General features: G+C 64.1%; 22 protein-coding genes. 16 read left to right on the top strand and 6 right to left on the bottom strand.

The features are described 5' to 3' along the window. The 6 genes from IYX23_RS03700 to IYX23_RS03675 form a co-directional block, all read left to right on the top strand. Nucleotides 1–884: amidohydrolase family protein (locus tag IYX23_RS03700; RefSeq protein WP_196398822.1), on the top strand; the 884-nt coding region annotated here is incomplete at its 5' end. Next, complete coding sequence (fhcD, locus tag IYX23_RS03695) at nt 872–1,780, top strand: formylmethanofuran--tetrahydromethanopterin N-formyltransferase (RefSeq protein ID WP_196393829.1); 909 nt, start codon at nt 872–874, stop codon at nt 1,778–1,780. The genes IYX23_RS03700 and fhcD, both read left to right, overlap by 13 nt. Beyond that, a complete protein-coding gene (locus IYX23_RS03690) occupies nt 1,777–2,586 on the top strand; it encodes a formylmethanofuran dehydrogenase subunit C (protein ID WP_196393828.1) in 810 nt (269 codons plus the stop codon). Before fhcD ends, IYX23_RS03690 begins: the two co-directional genes overlap by 4 nt. A 62-nt stretch (nt 2,587–2,648) precedes the next feature. Next, nucleotides 2,649–2,864 (top strand): hypothetical protein, encoded by a 216-nt coding sequence (locus IYX23_RS03685; protein WP_196393827.1) that lies wholly within the window; start codon nt 2,649–2,651, stop codon nt 2,862–2,864. Nucleotides 2,865–2,898: 34 nt separating this feature from the next. Continuing rightward, entirely contained in the window at nt 2,899–6,015 is a 3,117-nt protein-coding gene (gene putA, locus IYX23_RS03680; protein WP_196393826.1) for a bifunctional proline dehydrogenase/L-glutamate gamma-semialdehyde dehydrogenase PutA, read from the top strand. Nucleotides 6,016–6,110: 95 nt separating this feature from the next. After that, on the top strand, nt 6,111–6,620 hold the full coding sequence (locus tag IYX23_RS03675; protein ID WP_196393825.1) for an Hsp20/alpha crystallin family protein: 510 nt from the start codon (nt 6,111–6,113) through the stop codon (nt 6,618–6,620). 36 nt (nt 6,621–6,656) lie between these two features. Here IYX23_RS03675 and IYX23_RS03670 read toward each other — a convergent pair whose 3' ends face one another. Further along, nucleotides 6,657–7,934, bottom strand: a complete 1,278-nt coding sequence (locus IYX23_RS03670; RefSeq protein WP_196393824.1) for an FAD-dependent monooxygenase — start codon at nt 7,932–7,934, stop codon at nt 6,657–6,659. A gap of 130 nt (nt 7,935–8,064) precedes the next feature. On the opposite strand from IYX23_RS03670, the gene IYX23_RS03665 reads away from it, so the two are divergent. The 4 genes from IYX23_RS03665 to rlmH all read left to right on the top strand — a co-directional run bounded on the left by IYX23_RS03665 (nt 8,065) and on the right by rlmH (nt 11,141). Then, nucleotides 8,065–8,778 (top strand): CDP-alcohol phosphatidyltransferase family protein, encoded by a 714-nt coding sequence (locus IYX23_RS03665; RefSeq protein ID WP_196393823.1) that lies wholly within the window; start codon nt 8,065–8,067, stop codon nt 8,776–8,778. After that, nucleotides 8,771–9,742, top strand: coding sequence for a quinone oxidoreductase (locus IYX23_RS03660; RefSeq protein WP_196393822.1), 972 nt, complete (start codon nt 8,771–8,773; stop codon nt 9,740–9,742). Before IYX23_RS03665 ends, IYX23_RS03660 begins: the two co-directional genes overlap by 8 nt. A gap of 506 nt (nt 9,743–10,248) precedes the next feature. Continuing rightward, nucleotides 10,249–10,593 (top strand): ribosome silencing factor, encoded by a 345-nt coding sequence (gene rsfS, locus IYX23_RS03655; RefSeq protein WP_348643621.1) that lies wholly within the window; start codon nt 10,249–10,251, stop codon nt 10,591–10,593. 68 nt (nt 10,594–10,661) lie between these two features. Beyond that, on the top strand, nt 10,662–11,141 hold the full coding sequence (gene rlmH / locus IYX23_RS03650) for a 23S rRNA (pseudouridine(1915)-N(3))-methyltransferase RlmH (protein WP_196393820.1): 480 nt from the start codon (nt 10,662–10,664) through the stop codon (nt 11,139–11,141). Here the strand turns inward: rlmH and IYX23_RS03645 are convergent, their stop codons facing one another. Further along, on the bottom strand, nt 11,142–11,828 hold the full coding sequence (locus tag IYX23_RS03645) for an SH3 domain-containing protein (RefSeq protein WP_196393819.1): 687 nt from the start codon (nt 11,826–11,828) through the stop codon (nt 11,142–11,144). 159 nt (nt 11,829–11,987) lie between these two features. Next, nucleotides 11,988–12,461 carry a hypothetical protein gene (locus tag IYX23_RS03640; protein ID WP_196393818.1) on the bottom strand — a complete coding sequence of 158 codons (474 nt, stop codon included), beginning with the start codon at nt 12,459–12,461 and terminating at the stop codon, nt 11,988–11,990. A gap of 167 nt (nt 12,462–12,628) precedes the next feature. Here IYX23_RS03640 and IYX23_RS03635 point away from each other — a divergent pair, with 167 nt between their 5' ends. The 6 genes from IYX23_RS03635 (at nt 12,629) to IYX23_RS03610 (ending at nt 18,434) form a co-directional block, all read left to right on the top strand. Continuing rightward, on the top strand, nt 12,629–13,921 hold the full coding sequence (locus IYX23_RS03635) for an adenylosuccinate synthase (protein ID WP_196393817.1): 1,293 nt from the start codon (nt 12,629–12,631) through the stop codon (nt 13,919–13,921). Nucleotides 13,922–14,162: 241 nt separating this feature from the next. Continuing rightward, nucleotides 14,163–14,651, top strand: a complete 489-nt coding sequence (locus IYX23_RS03630) for a DUF2948 family protein (protein WP_196393816.1) — start codon at nt 14,163–14,165, stop codon at nt 14,649–14,651. A 28-nt stretch (nt 14,652–14,679) separates the two neighbouring features. Beyond that, nucleotides 14,680–15,981, top strand: a complete 1,302-nt coding sequence (gene hisD / locus IYX23_RS03625; RefSeq protein WP_196393815.1) for a histidinol dehydrogenase — start codon at nt 14,680–14,682, stop codon at nt 15,979–15,981. Between the two features lie 2 nt (nt 15,982–15,983). Next, nucleotides 15,984–16,463, top strand: coding sequence for a UPF0262 family protein (locus IYX23_RS03620; RefSeq protein ID WP_018408731.1), 480 nt, complete (start codon nt 15,984–15,986; stop codon nt 16,461–16,463). 84 nt (nt 16,464–16,547) lie between these two features. Then, a complete protein-coding gene (locus IYX23_RS03615; RefSeq protein ID WP_196393814.1) occupies nt 16,548–17,978 on the top strand; it encodes a hypothetical protein in 1,431 nt (476 codons plus the stop codon). Between the two features lie 6 nt (nt 17,979–17,984). Continuing rightward, nucleotides 17,985–18,434, top strand: a complete 450-nt coding sequence (locus IYX23_RS03610; protein ID WP_348643620.1) for a low molecular weight phosphatase family protein — start codon at nt 17,985–17,987, stop codon at nt 18,432–18,434. 65 nt (nt 18,435–18,499) lie between these two features. Here IYX23_RS03610 and IYX23_RS03605 read toward each other — a convergent pair whose 3' ends face one another. From IYX23_RS03605 to IYX23_RS03595, 3 genes are all read right to left on the bottom strand, one after another. Continuing rightward, the gene (locus IYX23_RS03605) at nt 18,500–19,675 is read right to left on the bottom strand and encodes an amidase (protein ID WP_196393813.1); all 1,176 of its coding nucleotides are present in this window, start codon (nt 19,673–19,675) and stop codon (nt 18,500–18,502) included. Between the two features lie 316 nt (nt 19,676–19,991). Beyond that, nucleotides 19,992–20,462, bottom strand: coding sequence for a DUF2269 domain-containing protein (locus IYX23_RS03600; protein ID WP_196393812.1), 471 nt, complete (start codon nt 20,460–20,462; stop codon nt 19,992–19,994). After that, entirely contained in the window at nt 20,459–21,754 is a 1,296-nt protein-coding gene (locus tag IYX23_RS03595; RefSeq protein WP_196393811.1) for an SDR family oxidoreductase, read from the bottom strand. Before IYX23_RS03595 ends, IYX23_RS03600 begins: the two co-directional genes overlap by 4 nt. Nucleotides 21,755–22,235 lie beyond the last annotated feature (481 nt).

Here is a 22,235-nt window from a genome sequence, read left to right as displayed (position 1 = left end):
CGCAGGGGCTGCCGCTGCATCTCGCCCATGTGCAGTTCTACGCCTATGGCAAGGAAGGCAAGAACGGCTTCTCGTCGGCCGGCGCGCTCTTCGCCGAGAAGATCAACGCCAATAAGAATGTGAGCGTCGACGTCGGCCAAGTGATGTTCTCGGACACGGTGACGATCTCGTCCGACGTTCTGAAACAGTTCAACAGCCTTCCCGGCGCGATTCCGAAGAAAGGCGCGATCTTCGACGGCGACGCCAATGGCGGCGGCATCGTGCCCTACGTCTATAAGGTTTCAAATTACTACAACGCCATCCAATGGGCGGCGGGCCTGGAGCTCTTCCTGCTCATTGAAAATCCTGAGCAGGTGTTCTTCACCACCGACCATCCGAACGGCGGTCCCTTCACGACCTATCCGGAACTCTTCGCGCTGCTGATGAGCGCCGATCTTCGCGCGCAGCATCTTGCGCGCCTTCCGGCTGAGGTGCTGGAGCACACCACGCTGCCGTCGATTTCGCGCGAATATACGCTTTACGAAATCGCGCAGATGAGCCGCTCCGGCGCCGCGAAGCTCTTTGGCTTCGTCGATCGCGGCCGGCTCAGTCCCGGCGCCGTCGCCGACATCGCCGTTTATAAGCCCGGACGCGACGTCGCCGGCATGTTCCGGCGCGCGGCCCTCGTGTTCAAGGATGGCGCTCTCGTCGTGCGCGATGGCCAAGTTTCGCATTACACGCGCGGCAAGACGCTGCATATTCGCCCGCGTTACGATGGGCAGATCACGAAGCGCCTCGATTCCTATTACGACGAGCTTTACGGCCTGCCGCGCAGCATTTTCGACGTGCCCGACGCGGCGCTGCCGCACAAGGACGCCTTTGCGGAGGTTCCATGCCGGATATAATTCGCAACGGCGTGACGATAGACGACAATTTCGCCGAAGCCTTCCCCATGAGCGGGACGGGCATTCTGATCACCGCGCCGAACGCCAAATGGGCGCGGCAGGCGGCGCTGACGATGACAGGCTTCGCCACATCGGTCATCGGCTGCGGCTGCGAGGCCGGAATCGATCGCGAAGTGCCGCCGGAGGAAACGCCGGACGGACGTCCGGGCGTTCGCGCGCTGCTCTTCGCCATGTCGTCGAAAGACGCGGAGAAGCAGCTCGTCAACCGACTCGGCCAATGCGTGCTGACCTGCCCGGGCTCCGCGGTCTATTCGACGGTCGACGGCGAATTCGAGATCAAGGTCGGCGACGCGGTGCGCCAATTCGGCGACAAGTGGCAGATGTCCAAGGTCGTCGACGATCGGCGCTACTGGCGCGTGCCGGTCATGGACGGAGAGTTTTTCTGCGAAGGCAAGGTCGGCCTGACGAAGAAATCCGTGGGCGGCGGCAATCTTTTGATCATGGGCGCGGACTGGGACAAGACCATGCGCGCGACAGAGGCCGCCGTCTCGGCGATCGACGGCGTCGCCGACGCCATTGCGCCGTTCCCCGGCGGCATCGTGCGTTCGGGCTCAAAGGTCGGTTCGAAATACAAGGGCATGAGCGCGTCGACCAATGACGCCTATTGTCCGACGTTGCGGGGCGTCACCAAAAGCGAGCTCGACGCGGATATCGGCTGCGTGCTCGAAATCGTCATCGACGGCTTGACCGATAAGGCCGTGAGCGAGGCGATGCGCGCGGGGCTTCACGCCATCATCGAGATGGGGCCGGAGCAGGGCGCCAAGCGCGTCGGCGCCGGCAATTACGGCGGCAAGCTCGGGCCGTTTCATTATCATCTGAAGGAATTGCTGCCGTGAAGCCCTTTACCTTCACGCTTCGCCAGGAGCCGCCGCAGCGCGTCGATCTCTCGGCGCTGACGCCCGACCGCCTTGCAGGAAAATCCGTCGCGCAGATCGAAGCGATCGAGATCGGCGTGACGCGCATTTCGACGAAAGTCGGCGACCTCTTCAAAGTCTCGGAAGGCGAACTGAAGACTGTTCGCTTTGAGGGCGGCTCCTCGCGTTTCGATCTTCTCGGCGCGAAGCTTCTGCCTGGCTTTGAGATTCATGTCGAAGGCGACGTCGGGGCGCAGTGCGGCCGTCTCGCCAAGGGCGGCAGGATCACCGTCGACGGAAACGCCGGCCCGCATGCCGCCTCGGGCAATCTCGGCGCCGAGTTGGAGATCAAGGGCGACGTCGGCGATTTCCTCGCCGGTCCGCTCGCGGGCGAACTCGCCGGCATGGCCGGCGGGCGCGTCATCGTGCGCGGCAAGGCGGGCGCACGCGCCGGCGACCGGCTGCGTCGCGGCATTCTCGTCATCGAAGGCGACGCCGGCGAAGATCTCGGCGCACGCGTCATCGCCGGCACGATCCTCGTTGTGGGCGAGGCCAAGGGGCGCGTCGGCTATCTCAACAAGCGCGGCTCGATTGTGCTCGCGCGCGGCGGCTGCTTCGGTTCGACCTATGTCGACTGCGGCGCGCATGAGCTGACGTTCGCACGGCTTTTCGCACGTTCTCTGAGGGATCATAGCGCCCCCGCCGCCGATCTCCTGTCGCGCAGGCTGCGCCGCTATGGCGGCGACACGGCGGTCTATGGCAAGGGCGAGATATTGACCGCCGACTGACGGGCATTACCCTTGCTAAGAAGCGAAACGCCCTGGAGCGGGCGCTTAGCAAGGAGATTGCGATGAATTTCGTCGAACTCATCCTTACTGTCTGCACGCTGGCGCAGCCCGCCGCCTGCGATGAGCGCAAGCTCGTCCTCGAATCGACCACGGGCTCGACCAGCAATTGCATGATGCAGGCGATGCCATATATCGCTCAATGGTGCGGCGAACACCCGCAACTGACGGTTACCAAGTGGCGTTGCGTACGGCCGGGAGCGGAAGGCGACAAGATCTGATCGGGCCCTGCGGGCGCGGTAGGGTCCATGGCGAATGAATCGAGAACACCATCGGCCTGCGCCCTTTGCGGCGCCATACGCGCCCCCCGACGAGAGCTTCGCTGAAGCCTTCCTCGGTTCGCGTCCGGATGCCGGGACGCAACGGGTCGTAGAGGAAACTGCGCTGAGGCTCGTGCGCGGCATTCGCGCACAACGTGATCCGCTTGGCGGCGTCGAAGACTTCCTTCACGAATTCTCCCTCTCCTCGCGGGAGGGTCTGGCGGTGATGGCGCTCACCGAAGCGCTGCTGCGCGTCCCCGACGACGCCACGGCCGACCAACTCCTCGCGGATAAGCTCGCCGAGGGCGATTTCTCCCATCACGAGACATCGAGCGACGCGCTGCTCATTCAGGCCTGCGCCCTCGCGCTCGGATTATCGGCGCGTATCGTCGACGTCACGGAGCCGCGCGGGCTCGTCGCCGACCTCGCGCGGCGTCTTGGCCTGCCAGCGCTGCGCGCCGCCGCGCGTCAGGCGATGCGGCTGATGGGCGCTCATTTCGTCTTTGGCGAAACCATCGAAGCGGCGATCAGACGGGAGCAGGGACGGCGCGAGCGCTTCTCTTATGACATGCTTGGCGAAGGCGCGCGGACGGCGGAAGACGCCGAGCGCTATTTTACGGCCTACGCCCACGCCATTCACGCCATCGGCGCCTCGGCCGGGAGTTCCGGCCTTCCTATGCGCCCCGGAATTTCGATCAAGCTCTCTGCGCTGCATCCGCGCTATGAGGCGATTTCGCGCGAACGCGTCTTGCGGGAGTTGCCGCCGCGGTTGCTTGACCTCGCGCGCCTCGCCAAAGAGCGCGATCTCGTTTTCACCATTGATGCGGAGGAGGCGGATCGACTCGAACTTTCGCTGGACGTGTTCGCACGCGTCGTCGAAGACCCGTCGCTTTCCGGCTGGGACGGATTCGGGCTCGCGGTGCAGGCCTATCTGAAGCGCGCGATGGCTGCGATCGACTATGTCGCCTCGCTCGCGGAAGCGAACCATCGGCGCTTCATGGTGCGTCTCGTCAAGGGCGCCTATTGGGACAGCGAAATCAAGCGCGCGCAGGAGCGCGGTCTCGCCGATTATCCCGTGTTCACGCGCAAAGCGATGACCGATCTCAATTTTGACGCCTGCGCGGCGCGGCTCTTTGATCAACCGCATCTCTTCCCGCAAATCGCCACGCATAACGCGCGCAGCGTCGCCGCCGTTCTGACGATGGCCGGCGGGCGGCGCGACTTCGAGTTTCAGCGCCTGCACGGCATGGGCGAGTCGCTCTATGAGTCGCTGGCGGAAATGAGCGACGCCGCGGTTCGAATCTATGCGCCGGTCGGTCCGCACCGCGATCTTCTCGCCTATCTCGTGCGGCGCTTGATCGAGAACGGCGCCAACTCCTCTTTCGTCGCGCGCGCCGCCGATCCCGAGACGCCGGAGAGCGCGCTTGTCGCGGACCCTTATGACGCGCTCGGCGCGCCAAATCGCGCGCGTCATCCGCGTCTTCCGCTGCCGAGCGAGATTTACCTGCCGCAACGCGCCAATTCGAAAGGCGTGGAGTTTGGCGATCGGACTGCGCTTGCGGCGCTGATCGACGAGACGCGCGCGCCGGCTCCGCCGCCTGACGCACGACCGAGCGTCGAGTCGCGGGCTGCGGCGCGCCCGGTCCTGTCGCCGATCGACGGAGCCATTGTCGGTCACGTCGTCGAAGCGGATGAAGCTGTGGCGCATGCTGCGATTGCGACGGCGGCGCGCGCCTTCCCTGAATGGTCCAGGACTCCATTCGCGGCGCGGGCGCGGATGATCGAACGCGCGGCCGATCTCATTGAGGCGCGGCGTGGGCCGTTGATCGCCTTGTTGCAAAGCGAGGGCGGCAAGACTCTCGACGATGCGCTCGCCGAGGTGCGCGAGGCGGCCGACCTTTGCCGCTACTACGCCGGTCAGGCGCGAATTCTCTGCGCCGACATGCCGCTGCCGGGCCCGACCGGCGAAGCCAATGTCCTGCGCCGGCATGGACGCGGCGTCTTTATCTGCATTTCGCCCTGGAATTTCCCGCTCGCGATTTTCATCGGCCAGGTCGCAGCGGCGCTGGTCGCGGGAAATTGCGCCGTCGCCAAGCCCGCCGAGCAGACGCCGCTCGTCGCCGCCATGGCGATCGACCTCCTGCGCCAATCGGGCGTTCCGAAGGATGTGCTGCAATTTACGCCGGGCGATGGCGCGATTGGCGCCGCGCTTATCGCCAATCCGCTGACCGCCGGCGTCGTTTTTACCGGCTCGGTCGAAGTTGCGCAGCGGATCAATCGCACGCTCGCCGAGCGAGATGGCGCGATTGCGCCGCTCATCGCCGAAACGGGCGGGATCAATGCGATGATTGTCGATTCGACGGCGCTGATCGAACAGGTCGTCGACGACGTCATGACGTCTGCGTTCCGATCGGCGGGCCAGCGGTGCTCAGCCTTGCGGCTCTTGTGTGTGCAAGAGGAGATTGCGCCTGCCTGTCTGGAGACGTTGATTGGCGCTGCGCGCGAGTTGCGCGTGGGCGATCCGCGCGAGATCGGCACGCATGTCGGCCCGGCGATCGACGCCGAGGCGAAGGACAAACTCGACGCCTATCTTTTGCGTCAGCGCGCAGCCGGGCGAATTCTTTACGCTGGCGTTGCGCCTTCGACGGGAACTTTCGTCGCGCCGCATATCGTCAGACTCGATCGCGTCGAGGATTTGCAGGAAGAGATCTTCGGACCGGTCTTGCATGTCGCGACGTGGCGTTCGGATCGCCTGCCGCAACTTCTCACGGACATCGAGGCGGTCGGATACGGGCTCACGATCGGCATGCATACGCGCATCGAACAGCGCATTCGCGCGTTGTCGCGCAAAGCGTCAGCCGGCAACATTTACGTCAATCGCAACATGATCGGCGCGGTCGTCGGCAGCCAGCCCTTCGGCGGGTTCGGCTTGAGCGGCACCGGGCCAAAGGCGGGCGGGCCGGATTATCTCCTGCGATTCCTTCACGAGACGACGCTGACGATCAACACTGCGTCTTCGGGTGGAGACGCAGGACTGTTGGCGCTCGGAGAATTCGACGAGCTTGATCGCGACAAAGTGGCGCAAACTCGCGGCTTGAAGTCACACCTCTAACGCTCCACTTCCCTAACGTTTCCAGATCGATCGTCAGCGCCATCGTTGCTGAATTTTCGGTTGCGTGGCGATCGTCCGTGACGAGGGAGATCAGCATGGCCGAACAAAGCAAGCTGCCAGCGGCAAGAGAATCCACGCAGGCTTCCGGCGTTTTCGATTGGCGCCCTTTAGAATCCTTCCAGCGGCAATTCGATCGCCTGTTTGATGACTTTCCATCGCGCCGAAACCTCGCCGACTTTCAACCGTTCGAACGGATGATGTCGCAGTGGTCAGCGGGTCCGCCCGTCGATTTTGTTGAAAAGGACGGCGGATATGAAATCACCGCCGAACTGCCGGGGCTCGATGAAAAGAGCGTCGATGTGAAGCTTGCGAACGGCGTATTGTCGATTTCGGGCGAAAAGAGCGAAGAGAAAGAAGAGAAGAAGGAAGGCTATTACTGTTCCGAGCGCCGATATGGCTCCTTCCGCCGCGCTTTTCGGGTTCCCGAGGGAGTCGATGTGGACAAGATCACGGCGGATTTCGAAAAGGGGGTGCTGAAAATCAAACTGCCAAAAATGCCCGAGTCTCAGAAGGAAGAAAAGAAGATCAAGATTGCAGCCAAGTAGCGCCGCATTAGAAGCGGCGGCGCTCAAGCGCAGCCTCTAAGATCGTAGGCCGGCGCGCCCACGCGGAGCGCCGCCGACTTCGTGCTTCTGCGCCGGCCGCCGCATCAGGCGCGGCAAAACGAGATGCGGCAACACGCCCTCGCGAATGACCGCGCGTCGCAGCGGCCCGAGCGCCGCCATGGCGATAAAGCTCGCGCCGCGCAGCAAATCCACCGGCAGATAGGGTATGATGAGCGACCGGTTGAGCAGGTCGACGCCATGCGTTCTGAAGCCGATGTCAGCGCGCCGGTGACGGTCGTAGCGCGCCAGCGCCCGCGACAATTCGCGCGGGTTCTTGAGATCGACGCTGGCGAGACAATCCTCAAGATCGGCGACGTCGCGCAGGCTTAGGTTCAATCCTTGCGCGCCGATCGGCGGAAAGATGTGACAGGTCTCGCCGACGAGCGCGAGGCGGCCCGTGGCGTGTTTCGACACCTGCATGCCGCCCATGCGGAACTGCCCGATGTCGCCTTCGATGCGCATCGCGCCGAGTTCAGACTTGGCGTAATCCTCGATTTCAAATTCGAGTTCTTCGCGAGGCTTGGCGAGACGCCGCCGCGCGTCGGCGACGCTCATCAGCCAGACGAGGCTCGAACGATTCGGCGCATCCTCTCGCGCGGGCAGCGGCACCAGCGTGAAAGGGCCCGAGCGCGTGTGATATTCCGTCGAGACGTTTTCGTGCGGGAACTCGTGGCGCAGCATCATGGTGAGCGCGATCTGCGGATAGGTCCATTCCTTCACGTCGATGCCGGCGACCGCGCGGGCGCGGCTGTTACGCCCATCCGCCGCAACGATGAAGTCCGACTGGAGCCGCCGTCCGTCTGCGAGAATGGCGACAGCGCCGTCGCTGTTAAATTCATAATCCCCGATGTCGGCGTCGACGAACGCGATCTCAGGGCGGCCGCGACAAAGATCCAGCAGGATCGCGACGAGGTCGTCGTTCGACACATTGACGCCGAGCGCCGGCAGCCCGATTTCGCGCGCCCGCAGGCTGAGTTCCGGCACCGGTAGAAACTGATCGGTGTCGTCGATCATGCGGATCGCTTCGACGGCGCAGCCGCGCGCTCTGACGCGCTCCAGCGCGCCGAGCGCATCGAGAAATCGGACGGACGATTCGAACAAGGCGACGGTGCGGCCTGGCAGCGGCGGCGAAACTCGCCCGGCGAGCGTCGTCTTGAATCCTCCGCGCGCGAAGGCCAGAGCCGCTGCAAGGCCGGTCGCCCCGGCGCCGGCGACGAGAATGTCCGATCTGATGTTTTCGTGCGCCGCTGTCATCTCATCCGTCTCCTTCGCTTGTTATAGCGGGAGAGTCTTCGGAGCGCGAGCAGGACGCGAGCAGGGCGACTTTGGCTCGGCGCGAGGGCGGTGGTAGGCTGACGTCCCGCTTCTCCGGTCGCCGCGCCTCGTGACGTCTTCTCGCCTCATCGGCCTTTCTGTTCACCTGTTCACGGCGAGCGGCGCTGCGCTCGGCCTGATCGCGCTGTTCCTTGCGGCGGACGGCCGCTTTGCGGCGATGTTCGCCTGGCTTGGCGCAGCGCTCGTCGTCGACGCCGTCGACGGAACGCTGGCGCGGCATTTCAGAGTGACTGAAACGGCGTCTTTCATCGACGGCGCCGCGCTCGACCTTGTCGTCGACTTTCTCAACTATGTGGTCACGCCGCTTGTGGCGCTGTGGCGCTCCGGCCTCTTGGACCCAGCGCTCGCTGCGCCCGTTTGCGCCGCGGTCTGCGCCTGTTCGGCGCTGTATTTCGCGGATCGGCGAATGAAGACGGCCGACTACTGGTTTCGCGGATTTCCGTCGCTCTGGAACATCGTGGTCTTCTATCTTCTCGTGCTGCGGCCGCCGGCCGCCGCGAGTCTCACGCTGATTGTCATGATGGCGGCTTGCATGTTCCTTCCGGTGGCCTTTGTTCATCCGCTGCGCGTTAAGCGGCTGCGGCCTGTGACGCTCGTCGTCACCGCCGTCTGGGGCGCGGCGGCTGTTGCGGCGGTCGCACAGGATCTTGCGGCGGCCTCCGTCCTGGTAAAGACGGCTCTGGTCGCGACGGGATGCTATTTTCTCGCTTTGCCGCTTTTTCGCGAGGGCGGCGCGATCGCGAAAGGAAATGTCGATGGTTAAGGCGATTCGCGTGCATCAGCCCGGCGGGCCGGATGCGCTCGTCATGGAAGACGTCGATCTGCCGGCCCCGACCGCTGACGACGTGCAAATCCGCCACGGCGCCATTGGCGTGAATTTCATAGACGTCTACCGCCGCACCGGCGCTTATCCGGCGGACTATCCGTTCATCCCTGGACATGAAGGCGCCGGCGAGGTGATCGCCGTCGGCGAGAATGTGAAGAACTTCAAGGTCGGGGATCGGGTCGCTTATGTCGGCGCGCTTGGCGGCTATTCGGAGGCGCGCAACATCGCCGCAGGCTCAGTGGTCCATCTGCCGAAATCCTTCAGCTATGAGCAAGGCGCGGTGATGATGCTGAAAGGGCTGACTGCGCAATATCTGCTGCGCAGGACGTTCAAGGTGGAGAAAGGCCATCGCGTTCTCGTCCATGCCGGCGCCGGCGGCGTGGGGCAGATCCTCTGCCAATGGGCGAATGCGCTGGGCGCCAAAGTGATCGCCACCGTCGGCTCTCCTGAAAAGGCGAAGATCGCGGCGGAGGCCGGCGCGCGGCGCACGATTCTTTATCGCGAGGAAAATTTCGTCGAGCGAGTGCGCGATTTCACCAAGGGCAAGCTGTGCGATGTCGTCTATGACGGCGTGGGGCGCGCGACGTTTCCGGCTTCGCTCGATTGCCTGAAGCCGTTCGGCATGTTCGTCAGCTTCGGCTCAGCGTCCGGTCCGATTGCGGCTTTCGATCTCGGCCTTCTGGCGCTGAAAGGATCGCTCTATGCGACCCGCCCCTCGCTTTTCACCCATATCGCCCGCCGGCGCGACTATGAGGAGATGATGGACGATCTCGTCCATGCGGTGAAGCGAGGCTTCGTGACCATCGCCGAGCCGGCGCGTTTTCCGCTTGCCGACGCCGCCAGGGTGCACGCCGCGCTCGAATCACGCGCCACTAGCGGCTCCATGGTCCTAATTCCATGATTTCGCCATAAAGTGACCGGCGAAAGCAGGGCTCCGGCGACAAACTTGACATGTGTTGCAATTTGAGCACTGGGCCGACTGATGCGCTTTGCAACGCTTTGTTAACTTAGCCGAATCGGGCGCTGCCGCGCGCCTCTCGCGGCACGAATTCAGCAGTTTTTCCCCGCTTTTTGCACGGCCGAATGGCGAGTCGACAAATTCGTCCTACGCTTTCGGCGTAAATCGATTATGATTTCCATGTTCCGGCTTTGAGGTTCCTCCCGCCTCTCGATTAGCCCGAACCGCCTTCCAAAGCCCGGCGTTTGAGCCGGGCTTTTTTCTTTGCCGGGCTCGGCAACCCCGCAGTTTCTATTGCAATTTTTCGGCAAGAGCCCCATCCTTGTGTTGCGGCGGGCTCTCTTCCGGGCCTTGGGCCGCGAAGCATGAGGGTTGCAACGCTGTCGACAGGTGTTCATCCGGGTGCGGCTCCTGGTCCGCTCCGACCGGAAATTGGCGCAAGCGCCCAATTGACCGGCTCAATCGTGCAAAAGGTTCTCGCCAGCCTGGACGAAACCAAGGCCGAGGACATCGTCTCCATCGATCTGCGTGGAAAAACGGCGCTCGCCGATGACATGATCATTGCGACGGGCCGTTCGACCGTGCATGTCGGCGCCATCGCCGACAAGGCGATCAAGGCGCTGAAGGCGGCGGGCGTCGTTGCCCCGCGCGTCGAAGGCCTAGCCCAGTGCGACTGGGTGCTGATCGACGCCGGCGACGTCATCGTCCACATCTTCCGTCCCGAGGTGCGCCAGTTCTACAATCTTGAAAAGATGTGGGGCGGCGACCGACCGGTGGAGATTCGCCTGGTCTGACGGAAGCGGACGCAAGCGCGCCCTTGGGATCGCTTGTCCATCTCGCTTCTCGTCTCGCCGGGCGTCGGATGAAACTGGGACTGATCTGCGTCGGCCGCTTGAGGGCGGGTTCCGAGCGAGAGCTTTTCGCCCGCTACGCCGAGCGCATCCGCGCCTTGCGGCGGCTGGGCCTCGAAGGTCTCGAACTCAAGGAGATCGACGAGAGCAAGGCCTCCTCCAGCGCCGAGCGGTCATCGCGCGAAGCGATCGAACTGCTTACGGCGCTGCCCGCGGAATCCCGACTTGCGGCTTTTGACGAACGGGGCAGGGCGGAGACGAGCGCAGCCTTCGCGCAATTCATAGCCACCGAACGCGACAGGGGCTGCAAGGCGCTGTGGTTTGCGATCGGCGGCGCCGAGGGCCTCGACGAGAGCGTCCGCGCGCGCGCGACCGCGGTTTTCTCCTTCGGCGCGATGACGCTGCCGCATCAGCTGGCGCGCATTCTTGCGGCGGAACAAATCTATCGAGCAATGACGATACTCTCAGGACACCCGTATCACAGGGCCTGATTATTTTGGTCCCGCGGATTCCCGCAGATGTCGGCCCTTCACCCAACCGCGCCTTTTGCCGGCCTGGTCTTTGACCTGACACCAGCGTTCGCCGCCCGTATTCCTGCAGCCGAGATTCGTCAGAACTGCGCCGTTCGCCAGATCGGCGACGCGCTTCGCCTTGGCCGAAGGGCGCTCGCGCAGTGCGAGAGCTTCACCGGATACGACGCCGAAAACTTCCCAGTAATCCGGCCCGCCGGTCAGTCCGTCCGCATAGTCCGGGCCCTTGGGCTCAGTCGCGCTCTTCTGTCCCAATTCGATGGAGAGCGCATAGTGTGCGACGGTTCCGCGCCGCGCCGCGCTGCGCATCAGATAGACGCGCGCGGTGTAATCGCCGGCGAGCGGCGCCGTTCCAGCGAAATCCGTCCCTGACACAGAGCCGATGAACATCGCCTCTTGGGCGCCCGGGGCGCTCAGGTTGAAGTAGTTGCTGAGCCTGTCGGTCTTCAGGCTGAGCCGCATGGATTCTCCCGCGCCGACAGGAAACACATAGTCGACGTAGTCGTAGCCCTTGATGCGGCCGTTCAACGTTGCGCGTCCATCCCTGAACGTCACGCGCTCCATCCGCGCATTGTCCCGCGCAGTGGCGAGCATCGGAAGCGTCAACACAGCGAGCGCGGCGACGACGGCGAGACCTCGGCTTAGCATGCGTTTCCCTTCCGGAGCCCGCCAGCTGGAGCGGCAGCAATTCTCCGTTGACAGATCGCACAATTGCTTCAGTCAGACGATAACGCGATGTCGCAGTCGCGTCGCGCGGCTGCGGCTCAAGATCCACAATATTCCCGTCCAGAGCGGCGGGGATAGATCCTAATGCACGGTGCGCCCGTGCATCTCGCAGCCGAGCCCGGCCGCGCGCGCCGCCTCCTGAACCTTGTTGTCGGCCTTTTTGACCTTGTCGAAGTCGCCGCGCAGCGCCTTGAGCGCGTTGCGCTCCTGGCCGATTTCCTCGGCCGTTCGGAACGACATTCGACGCAGGAGCGGCAAGGGCGGGCACCAGCCCTGCAGCGCGTGCTGGAGAAGGAAGCCGCTCACCAGAACCGGCAGCGCCAGCCAGCGGCGATCCGACGTTAAGCCGAGCGCAAGTCCAACGAGCGCCAAAGAGGAGGCGTTGGCTTCGAGCGCCCGCTCAATGTCCCACTCCCGATCAAGCTCCTCCAGACGTTCGTCGATCTTCTCCGGGTGTTTGGCGAAGTAGGACAGTCGCGCCTGCGTTTCCTTGCGGATGGCGCGGTTGATGTCCTCATCGGTGTGGCTTGGGACTCGAGCGACCGTGGTCGGCATGCATTCTACCTCCCCTTGTTCATTTCCAACCGAAAAGGCCGCTCGAAGTTCCTGATGTCAGGCCGTCGGCGGCCTTTACGCTCTCGGCGGCATGCGCTAAACCCCTGCGGTAACGAGCCCCGGCGTTACGCGCGGGGCTTTTTCTATTTGGAGATCGAGATACGGCCATGGCGAATGTGGCGGTGGTCGGCGCCCAGTGGGGCGACGAGGGCAAGGGCAAAATCGTCGACTGGCTGTCGCTGGAGGCGGACGTCGTCGTGCGCTTCCAGGGCGGGCATAACGCCGGGCACACGCTCGTCATCGACGGCGTGACGTATAAGCTTGCGCTGCTGCCCTCGGGCATCGTGCGGCCGGGCAAGCTTTCCGTCATCGGCAATGGCGTCGTCGTCGACCCGCATTTCCTCGTCGGCGAGATCGACCGGCTGCGGGAGCAGGGCGTCGAGATTTCGCCGATGAATCTCAAGATCGCCGAAAACGCGCCGCTGATCCTCTCGCTGCATCGCGAACTTGACGCGCATCGCGAGGACGCGGGCGGCGGCGCCAAGATCGGCACGACGAAGCGCGGGATCGGCCCCGCCTATGAGGACAAGGTCGGGCGCCGTTCGATTCGCCTCATGGATCTCGCCGAGCCCGATTTGCTCGACGACAAGATCGCGCGCGTGCTCGCGCATCACGATCCGCTGCGGCGCGGCCTGGGCCTGCCCGAGGTCGACCCTGCCGCGCTGCGCGAGGAGCTCCTCTCCGTCGCGCCGCGCATCCTGCCGTTCATGGACGCGGTGTGGGAACTGCTCGAGGACAATCGCCGCGCCGGCAAGCGCATCCTCTTCGAGGGCGCGCAGGGCGTGCTGCTCGACGTCGATCACGGCACCTATCCTTACGTGACGTCGTCCAACACCGTCGCCGCCTCGGCGGCGAGCGGCTCGGGGCTCGGTCCCGGCGCGATCGGCTATGTGCTCGGCATCGCCAAGGCCTATACGACGCGCGTCGGCGGCGGCCCGTTTCCGACCGAGCTTCATGACGAGATCGGCCAGTTGATCGGCGATCGCGGCCGCGAATTCGGCACCAACACCGGACGGCGGCGCCGCTGCGGCTGGTTCGACGCCGTGCTCACTCGTCAGGCGGTGAAGACGTCGGGCATCAATGGCGTCGCGCTAACGAAGCTCGACATTCTCGATGGTTTCGACGAGATCAAAATCTGCACGCATTACATGCTCGACGATAAGCGCATCGAGCGCTTGCCGGCCTCGCAGGCGGCGCAGGCGCGCGTGCAGCCGGTCTATGAAAGCTTCCCCGGCTGGAAGGAATCGACGAGCGGCGCGCGCTCCTGGGCGCATCTGCCGGCGCAGGCGATCAAATATGTGCGTCGCGTCGAGGAACTGATCGAAGCGCCGGTCGCTCTGCTCTCGACGAGTCCCGAACGCGACGACACGATCCTCGTGCACAATCCGTTTCAGGATTGAGCGGCCGTTAAGCTGCGCCCGCCATACCTCTTCCTTGCGGGGAGGTCGATCGCCGAAGGCGATCGGGTGGGGGTGATTAAACCCCTCCCGGTTCGCTTCGCTCGTCATCCTCCCCGTAAAGGGCACAGAAGCGGCGCGAGGGTGCTGGAACCCAAGAAAATCCCATTAACTTAGCTTGACGCCGCCCATAGGGTTGCGCCCCCCCGCGCCCTTCGCCATATCGGGCGAAGGAGGAGAGGACATGGAACCACCCAATCGGCCTTGTGAACTCGCCTTGCGTCTGCATGCGCTCGACAGCGAAGATCTGTCGCTCCTCTCGGCGCATCTGCAGGACGCCCTGGTGCGCGTCGGCGACATCGCCTTTCTTGCCGAAAAGCGCCGGTTCGCCCTGGTTGGGTCGCGTTTCGACTGGGCCGCCGAACTTGACGGCCGGCTGGAGCGCTGCCGCTGCGGCCTGCATTTCGAAGGCGTGCAGCGCGTGCGCTGCCAGCGTATCTGCCGCGACCAGCCCGACGCGATCCTCGAACTTCTGGCGGTCACTTTCGAGCCCGACCCCGAACCCCCGTCGGGAGTCATCCGGCTCTTTTTCGCCGGGGGCGCGTCGATCGCGCTCGATGTCGAATGCGTCGAGGCGCAACTTTGCGACGTGGGACCGCGCTGGAAGGTCGCCGCCCGGCCGAACCATGATTTCAGCGGCGAACTTGACGAGCACGCTCCCCGAGGGCCATGACAGCCGGACTTCCCGGCTGGAGAGGATCATGACCCTGCGTTTGGACGCTGCGGCGCCCGATTTCGAACAGCGTTTCGCCTCGCTGCTCGCCATGAAGCGTGAGTCGTCGCAGGATGTCGACGATACGGTCCGCGGCATCATTGACGACGTCGTCGCCCGCGGCGACGCGGCGCTTGTCGACTATTCCAAGCGCTTCGACCGCATCGACCTTGAGCAAACCGGCATCGCCGTCTCCCGCGAGGAGGTCGCGGCGGCGGAAGCCAAATGCTCCGCCGAGCAGCTCGCCGCCCTCGATCTCGCGCTCGAGCGGATCACCACCTTCCACGAGCGGCAGAAGCCGCAGGATTTGCGCTTTCGGGACGCGGCAGGCGTCGAACTTGGCTGGCGCTGGACCCCGCTCGACTCGGTGGGCCTCTACGTGCCCGGCGGCACCGCCGCCTATCCGTCTTCCGTGCTGATGAATGTCGTGCCGGCGAAGGTCGCTGGCGTGAAGCGCATCGTCATGGTGGTTCCGACGCCCGGCGGCCATGTGGAGCCGCTGGTGCTCGCCGCCGCGAAACGTTCCGGCATCGATGAGATCTACCGGGTCGGCGGCGCGCAAGCCGTGGCGGCGCTGGCCTATGGCACGAAGACGATTGCGCCCGTCGTCAAGATTGTCGGGCCGGGCAACGCCTGGGTGGCGGCGGCGAAGCGCCGCGTCTTTGGTCAGGTCGGCATCGACATGATCGCCGGCCCTTCTGAAGTGCTGATCCTCGCCGACGCGACCGCCAATCCCGACTGGATCGCGGCCGACTTGCTTGCGCAGGCCGAGCATGACGAATCCGCGCAGTCGATCCTGATCACCGACGACGCCTCGCTGGCCGACTCGGTCGTCGCCGCCGTCGAGAGACATCTCTCGACGCTTTCGCGCAAGGAGATCGCCGGCGCCTCCTGGCGCGACTATGGCGCGACGATCATCGTGAAGACGCTCGCCGACGCGCTTCCGCTCGCCGACCGCATCGCTGCCGAACATCTCGAAATCATCAGCGAAGACGCCGAGGACCTCGCCGCGCGCGTTTCCAACGCCGGCGCCATCTTCATCGGCGCCTATACGCCCGAAGCCGTCGGCGATTATGTCGGCGGCTCGAACCATGTGCTGCCGACGGCGCGCTCGGCGCGCTTCTCGTCGGGTCTGAGCGTGCTCGACTTCGTCAAGCGCACGTCGATCCTGAAATGCGACGCGGACTCGCTGCGCGCCATCGGCGCCGCCGCCGTCACGCTTGGCGAGGCCGAAGGCTTGCAGGCCCATGCGCGTTCGGTGTCGATCCGTCTCAATCAGCTCGAGGCGTGAGGGTGGAGTCAAACGAGTCGAAGCGGCTGATCTCCGTCACGCTCGACGAGAACTCGATCGGCCGCGGCTCGGCGGATCAGGAGCATGAGCGCGCCATCGCCATCTACGATCTCATCGAGGAAAACAGTTTCGCGCTGATTGGCCATCATGGCGGACCTTATGAGCTGCTGATCTCGCTCGTTGACGCCAAACTGGTTTTTAAGATTTGCGACGCGGAGGGCGTCTGCCTCGTCACGCACATTCTCTCGCTGACGCCTTTCAGGCGCATTCTCAAAGATTATTTCATGATCTGCGAAAGCTATTACGCGGCGATCCGCCATGCGACCCCGAGCAGGATCGAGGCGATCGACATGGGGCGTCGCGGCCTCCATAACGAAGGCGCGCAGCTTCTCCTCGAACGCTTGAAAGGCAAGATCGACACCGATCAGGATACGGCGCGCCGTATCTTCACGCTGATCACGGCGCTGCACTGGAAGGGCTGAGCGCCGCTCTTGGTCGCCACTGATGAGAGCGCTGCGCGGGCGCAGCGCGCGGCGCCGTCACATTGTCATCATGGAATCATCCGCATGGGCAAAGGTAATTCGGATCATTTCGCCGAGCTGCGGCTGTCGATGGAAGCAGAAGGGGGCGAACTGCTCCGCGCCTTCGTTCGCGAAGCGTCGCTGGTCGAAGGGATTCCGCCGATGACCGCGAGCCTGATCGCCGCCGACGCTGCGCAAACATGGCAGATTCTCTGCGGGTCGCGCACCAACGCCGAGCGCGCGGCGGTTCTTCTGTCCTCTTCCAAAGGCGAGGCGCGCGCACGGATTCTGCTCAACGGCCATTCCCGGTTTTCCGCGGTCGTTGGTTCGCTCAGCGCGCAGTTGCGGCGAGATGCGGGATTATCCTACCGGGAACGCGGCGTCGACGGATGGGAGATCACGATCCATCGCGGTTTCGACCCCTCGCGCGACGTGGCGGAACGTAACGAAGAGCCGATCGCCGAAGCCGCAGAGACGACGGAAACGGTGCGGATCGACGTGCCCCAGCAGAGCGACTCGGCGGCGATCGCGCGCTGCTTCCTGGCGGTCTATGGACACAATTATGTTCACCGGGAAGTCTTTTCTCCGCATCGCTATTGGCGGAAGGTCGAAAGCGGAGAGCTCATTCCGGTCGTGACCCGCGATGCGCGCGGCGAGGTCATCGGCCATGTCGCGCTCGAGCGCGAGCTCGGCGCGGCGATCGCCGAACGCGGCGAAGCGGTCGTGCTTCCGTCCTACCGGGGACGTCATCTCCTGGAGCGCATGACCGAGCGGCTGACGGACGAAGCCACGAAACTCGGGCTCGTCGGGATCTACGCCGAGCCGGTCACGACTCATACATTTTCACAGCGCAATGACGAGCGCGCCGGCATGCCGACATGCGCGATCCTGCTCGGCGCGGCGCCCGAAACCTCTCATTCGAAGGATTTGCCTGTGCCGACGGCCGGACAGCGCCAGAGTTTTCTGCTGACGTTCCGCTTCCTGCAGACGGCGCGGGCATGCGAGATCGTCGCGCCTCCGGCGTATCGCGACGTCATGACGACGACATACAGCCGTCTCGGCGTCGGCGTTTCTCTACGCGAGAGCGGAACGCCAACAGAGACTCGGTCGATGACGAGCGTCATGGTCAACCCATGGGGCTATGGCAGGATTCGCTTCGAGATGATCGGATCGAACGCCAGCATCGAATTGAGCCAGGCGGTGAGCGACGTCAGCGGGCTCGGCGCGCGCGCCGTGCAGCTTTCCGCGCATGTCGACGACCCCGGCTTGCCGCTCCTGGTTGAGAGCGCGCGCCGCCAGGGATTTTTCTATTGCGGGCTGGCGCCGGCCTTCTCCGAAGGCCGAGATCTGCTGCTGATGCAGCATGTGAGCGAGCCGCTCGACATCAGCGAACTGCAACTGTTCACGGACCAGACGAAGGAGCTTGCGGCGTTCATCGAACGAGACCGTCAGTCGGCGGCGCAAAGTCAGCGATGAGAATGCGTGAGCAACGTGGCGCGCCCCCAATCCATTCTTTTCGCCTGCACGTTGAACACGGTGCGATCGCCAATGGCGGAGGCGATCGCGCGGTATTATTTTGGCCGCGAAACCTATTTCGCTTCCGCTGGTCTGAAGCGCGGCGCCCCTGACCCCTTCGCCATCGCGGCGATGGACGAGATCGGCGTCGACATTTCAGCGCATAAGCCGCACACGTTCGAAGATCTCGAAGATTCCAATTTCGATCTGATCGTGACGCTGTCGCCCGAGGCGCATCACAAGGCGCTGGAGTTTACGCGCACGATGGCGGTCGACGTCGTCTACTGGCCGACGCCCGACGCGACCGCCGCGCAGGGCTCGCGCGAGGCCATTCTCGACGCCTATCGTGACGTGCGCGAGCGGCTGACAGGGCGGATCAACGATCTGCTCGGACACGGGCCGCCGCTGAGCGGATGAGTAAAGCCGCATCTTACGGCCCGCAGCCGTTCCCGGCGCGCGCCGAACCGCATCTGGATCAACTCTTACAGAGACTGCTTCATCTGCGCGCAGAAGCGTTGCGCAAGGGCGATCAGCGCGTGGTCCGAACCGCGTCGGCCGATGAACGAGAGCGCGACGGGCGCATCGCTTGTCGGAAGGGGAATGCTGATCTGCGGCAGGCCGAAGAAGCTCGCGATGAGAAACAGGCGCATCATCTGATAGCGCTTGGCGTCGAGCGTCTCCTCGCTTTCGGTGAGCAGCGGCGCGCGAAACGGCGCCGTTGGCGACACGAGGAAGCCTTGCGAACCGAGGAGCGCGTCGATTTTCTTGCGCGCCTCCTCGCGGAAACTTTCAGCGGCTTTCTTTTGGTCGGCCGTGACCTTCGCCGCATAGGCGAAACGCTGCTCGACGCCCTTGCCGAAAGTCGGGCTGTTCGCCGAAATCCACGCGCCATGCGAGGCCCAGGCCTCGAAGGCCTGCATGTTGCGGAAATGTCCGAGCGCCGTCTTGAAGAAGTCGTCGCCGAGCGTCGCTTCGCGCCAGGGGCCGGACGCCTTCAGAGCGTCGACGGGATCCGCCGCCGCCGAAGCGAAATCCATCCCGACTCCCGAGAAGGCGTCGCTGAGCAGCACGGCTTCTTTGAGTTCGGCGCTCTCCGCGTTTTCCGGCAACAAAGCCTCACCGACAGAGGCCATGACGCCGATGTCGCGGGCGAACCAGCCGATGGCGTCGAAGGACGGCGCAAGCGGAATGATTCCATCCATCGGCGCTGCGCCGTGCGATGCGCGGAAGCCAAAAACCCCGCAAAAGGCCGCCGGCGCGCGGCAGGAGCCGGCGGTGTCGGTGCCGATGGCGAAATTGACGAGGCCGGCGGCGACCGCGACCGCAGAGCCTGAAGACGAGCCGCCCGGGTGGCGATTTTGTGCGGCCGGATTGATCGGCGTGCCGTAATGCGGATTGGCGCCGAGCAGGCTATAGGCCATCTCGTCCATGTGCGTCTTGCCGACGAGCCGTGCGCCCGCATCGAGCAATCGGGCGACGACAGGGGCGTCGCGTTCGGCAGGGGCGTGGGTCGCCGCCCATTTCGGATGGCCGTTGGCCGAGACGTTTCCCGCGACGTCGATGTTCTCCTTGACGACGAAGCTCGCGCCGGACAGGCGTCCCGGCGTTTCCGTGCTCCGGTTGAGAACGACGGACAGCGCGCCGAGATCGTCCTTCATCGCGGCATCCTTCCTTCCGGCGGGTCTATAGGCGGGCGCGGCGGGAATCCAAATAGCGCCTGATGGGCGCGACTATACTGAAGAATGTGGCCAGACAAAATGCAGACGTCGCGGGGAGACTGCTGTTGCGCCCTTCGCAGGCTTACGCCAGATTGTCCGCTGCGGCGTGCGACCATTGGAGACGCAACATGGATGAGTTCGGCGGGGGCTTTATACGCAACGTCATGATTGGCTTTGCGCTGGCTTTGGCCTTTTCCATCATCTACGTCTGGTACACGCGATAGGGGAACCCTCGTTTGGGGACGGTCGCGCGGCGTCAGAAGATCAGCGGCTTGGCGATCATCAGCCATATGATCGTCATAACGGCGCCGAACGCCGGAAAGCCGAAAGCGAACCACCACCAGAAAAATCGATGATAGATCTGCGGTAGCGGCTGGTTCGCCGCTACCGCGGCTTGCGCAATATCGCGGATACGCATCTGCATCCACACGACAGGCAACCAAAAGGCGCCTGTAAAAAGGTACAGCGCGATTGAGAGCGCGATCCAGCCTTCGGTGAGCGAATTACCGGCCAGCCAAGTGAGCGCGACGCCGGTGATGGGCTGAACCACCACGGCGGAGGCGGTAAAGACGAAGTCCGCGATCACGACGATGCGCGCGACCCCGGCGATAACTGGCGCGGAGCGTGAGAAATGCGCCATCAGCATGAAGAACGCGATTCCGGCGCCGGTGCCAAGCAAAACTGCGGCGCCGATGATGTGAATGTATTTGAGGAGGAGATAAATCACCGGTCGTCGACAATCGCCAGAGAAACGACGTTGAGCACCATCACCGACCAGATCTTCAACATCGGTCCCAACGGCTCCCGCCAGAGTCGCGGCACGAGGATGGTGCCGAGGATGAGGTAAACGAAGGATAGGACGAGCGCGGCGACGAGCGCAATCTTCGATGTGCGGCGAAAGGCGATGGCGACGCCGATAATAAGATCGGAGGTGGCGCCCGCGATCACGGCCAGCGGCACGATGGGGCCCGACAGCCCGCCCTCGTACAAAAGCCCGAGCCCAATGTCCCATCCCGGTCCGTAAGAGACCAGCGCGGTCGAAATCCAGAACAGCGCCGTCACGGCGAAGATAAGCGGCTTGAGCGCGTAGATGCGCGCAAACCATTTTTCGCGCACGTCGGCGGGCTCGGCCATAAGCGCCGCTTCAAGCGACTGCGGTTTGATTCCCGTCATGTCTGTCCATGGCGTGGGATCGCCGATGGCGCCGCGGACCATTTCCTGTTTGGCGATGCTGCGGATCGGCGTGCGCCAGCCCAGCCAGGCGAAGAAATCTCCGAGGCGATACATCCCGTCGATCAGCCAGTCGGGGACGTCGACGAGCAGGGCAGGGCGCGATCCGAGCCATTTGCGATAGATCGCGACGACCTCGTTGAAAGTCAGGCGCTGCGGTCCGACGATTTCCAGCTCCACACGCGCCGGCGCCGAGGGCGCGAGGAAAAAAAGCGCCGTCGCCACGACGTCGTCGAGCTGGACGATCTGCAGTTCCCCCGCGTCCCTGAAGCGGGGGAGGATCGGCAACGCCGCCAGGCCCCGAAACAGCGCGCTACCGCCGTAGGCCCGGCGCCCCAGGACCACGGAAGGCCGCAGAATGACCCAGTCGAGTCCCGTCGCCTTTAAGGCGGCGTCGCCCTCCGCCTTGCTCCTTGAGAATTCGCTCGGCGTCTCGCGGTCGACGCCCACGGCGGAAAAATGAATGACGCGTTTGACGCCTGCCTGTTCACAAGCTGCGAACAGCGTCGCTGGACCTTTGGCATGAGCGGCCTCCGTGGAATCGGAGCCGCTTCCGCCAAGCACGCCCGCGCAATTGACGACGGCGTCGACGCCTTCGAGATAGGGCGTCCATTTTTGCGCGGAGTCGACGCTTCTCAGATCGATCGACACCCATTGCGCCTGAGGAAATTGCCGTCGGACGTTGGCGCGCCCGCGCGACACGGCGATCACCGCATGGCCGGCTGAGAGAAGTTTTGCGAGAATGCTTGAGCCGATGAGGCCGGTCGCACCAATCAGAAGAACTTTCATTGGCCCGCCTTGGCTGGTCTAACGTAAACGACCACGCGATGTGCGGGAGACGGAACACAGCCCGTCACTGCCGCAAACCATGGTAGAGTTTCATATAGTGCGCCTCCCGAACAAGGCGTCTGCGTAAGGCGCGCCGAGTTCAAACCGCGCTAGCAATCCGTGTCGGCAAAAGTAGCGCATCAGCCGGCGCCGACCACGCCGGGTCGCCTAGCGCAGCATTTTATAGATGATGCCAAACAGGCTGGCGTTGACCGTCGCCAAAAGGAACAGGATCAGTGCCGTCTCTGCGAGCCGAGGCATGGCGCGCCTCACATATTAAGGTTGCGGAACCGAAAGCTACCTAACGCGGCTGCGCGCAGCGACAATGCGCATGTGGACGATCTCGCGCGGAAATTCAGAACGCCGCGCCGGCCTGATGCGCGTGCTCGAGAGTGTGGCCAGCGTAGAGCTTGCGTCGTGGTGTTGCGGGCTTGGAAGTTAG

This window comes from Methylocystis sp. L43, from assembly GCF_015709525.1.
Lineage (GTDB): Bacteria > Pseudomonadota > Alphaproteobacteria > Rhizobiales > Beijerinckiaceae > Methylocystis.
The sequence above is the reverse complement of the archived record's forward strand: the minus strand, read 5'-3'. Positions and strand labels throughout refer to the sequence as shown.

What these genes read in the sequence shown, in the direction of transcription:
- hisD (WP_196393815.1), top strand. Translation starts at nt 14,680, where the DNA reads ATGACCCTGCGTTTGGACGCTGCGGCGCCCGATTTCGAACAGCGTTTC.
- IYX23_RS03630 (WP_196393816.1), top strand. Translation starts at nt 14,163, where the DNA reads ATGGAACCACCCAATCGGCCTTGTGAACTCGCCTTGCGTCTGCATGCG.
- IYX23_RS03685 (WP_196393827.1), top strand. Translation starts at nt 2,649, where the DNA reads ATGAATTTCGTCGAACTCATCCTTACTGTCTGCACGCTGGCGCAGCCC.
- IYX23_RS03635 (WP_196393817.1), top strand. Translation starts at nt 12,629, where the DNA reads ATGGCGAATGTGGCGGTGGTCGGCGCCCAGTGGGGCGACGAGGGCAAG.
- rlmH (WP_196393820.1), top strand. Translation starts at nt 10,662, where the DNA reads ATGAAACTGGGACTGATCTGCGTCGGCCGCTTGAGGGCGGGTTCCGAG.
- IYX23_RS03660 (WP_196393822.1), top strand. Translation starts at nt 8,771, where the DNA reads ATGGTTAAGGCGATTCGCGTGCATCAGCCCGGCGGGCCGGATGCGCTC.
- IYX23_RS03605 (WP_196393813.1), bottom strand. Translation starts at nt 19,675, where the DNA reads ATGAAGGACGATCTCGGCGCGCTGTCCGTCGTTCTCAACCGGAGCACG.
- IYX23_RS03670 (WP_196393824.1), bottom strand. Translation starts at nt 7,934, where the DNA reads ATGACAGCGGCGCACGAAAACATCAGATCGGACATTCTCGTCGCCGGC.
- IYX23_RS03640 (WP_196393818.1), bottom strand. Translation starts at nt 12,461, where the DNA reads ATGCCGACCACGGTCGCTCGAGTCCCAAGCCACACCGATGAGGACATC.
- fhcD (WP_196393829.1), top strand. Translation starts at nt 872, where the DNA reads ATGCCGGATATAATTCGCAACGGCGTGACGATAGACGACAATTTCGCC.
- IYX23_RS03645 (WP_196393819.1), bottom strand. Translation starts at nt 11,828, where the DNA reads ATGCTAAGCCGAGGTCTCGCCGTCGTCGCCGCGCTCGCTGTGTTGACG.
- IYX23_RS03675 (WP_196393825.1), top strand. Translation starts at nt 6,111, where the DNA reads ATGGCCGAACAAAGCAAGCTGCCAGCGGCAAGAGAATCCACGCAGGCT.
- IYX23_RS03615 (WP_196393814.1), top strand. Translation starts at nt 16,548, where the DNA reads ATGGGCAAAGGTAATTCGGATCATTTCGCCGAGCTGCGGCTGTCGATG.
- IYX23_RS03595 (WP_196393811.1), bottom strand. Translation starts at nt 21,754, where the DNA reads ATGAAAGTTCTTCTGATTGGTGCGACCGGCCTCATCGGCTCAAGCATT.
- putA (WP_196393826.1), top strand. Translation starts at nt 2,899, where the DNA reads ATGAATCGAGAACACCATCGGCCTGCGCCCTTTGCGGCGCCATACGCG.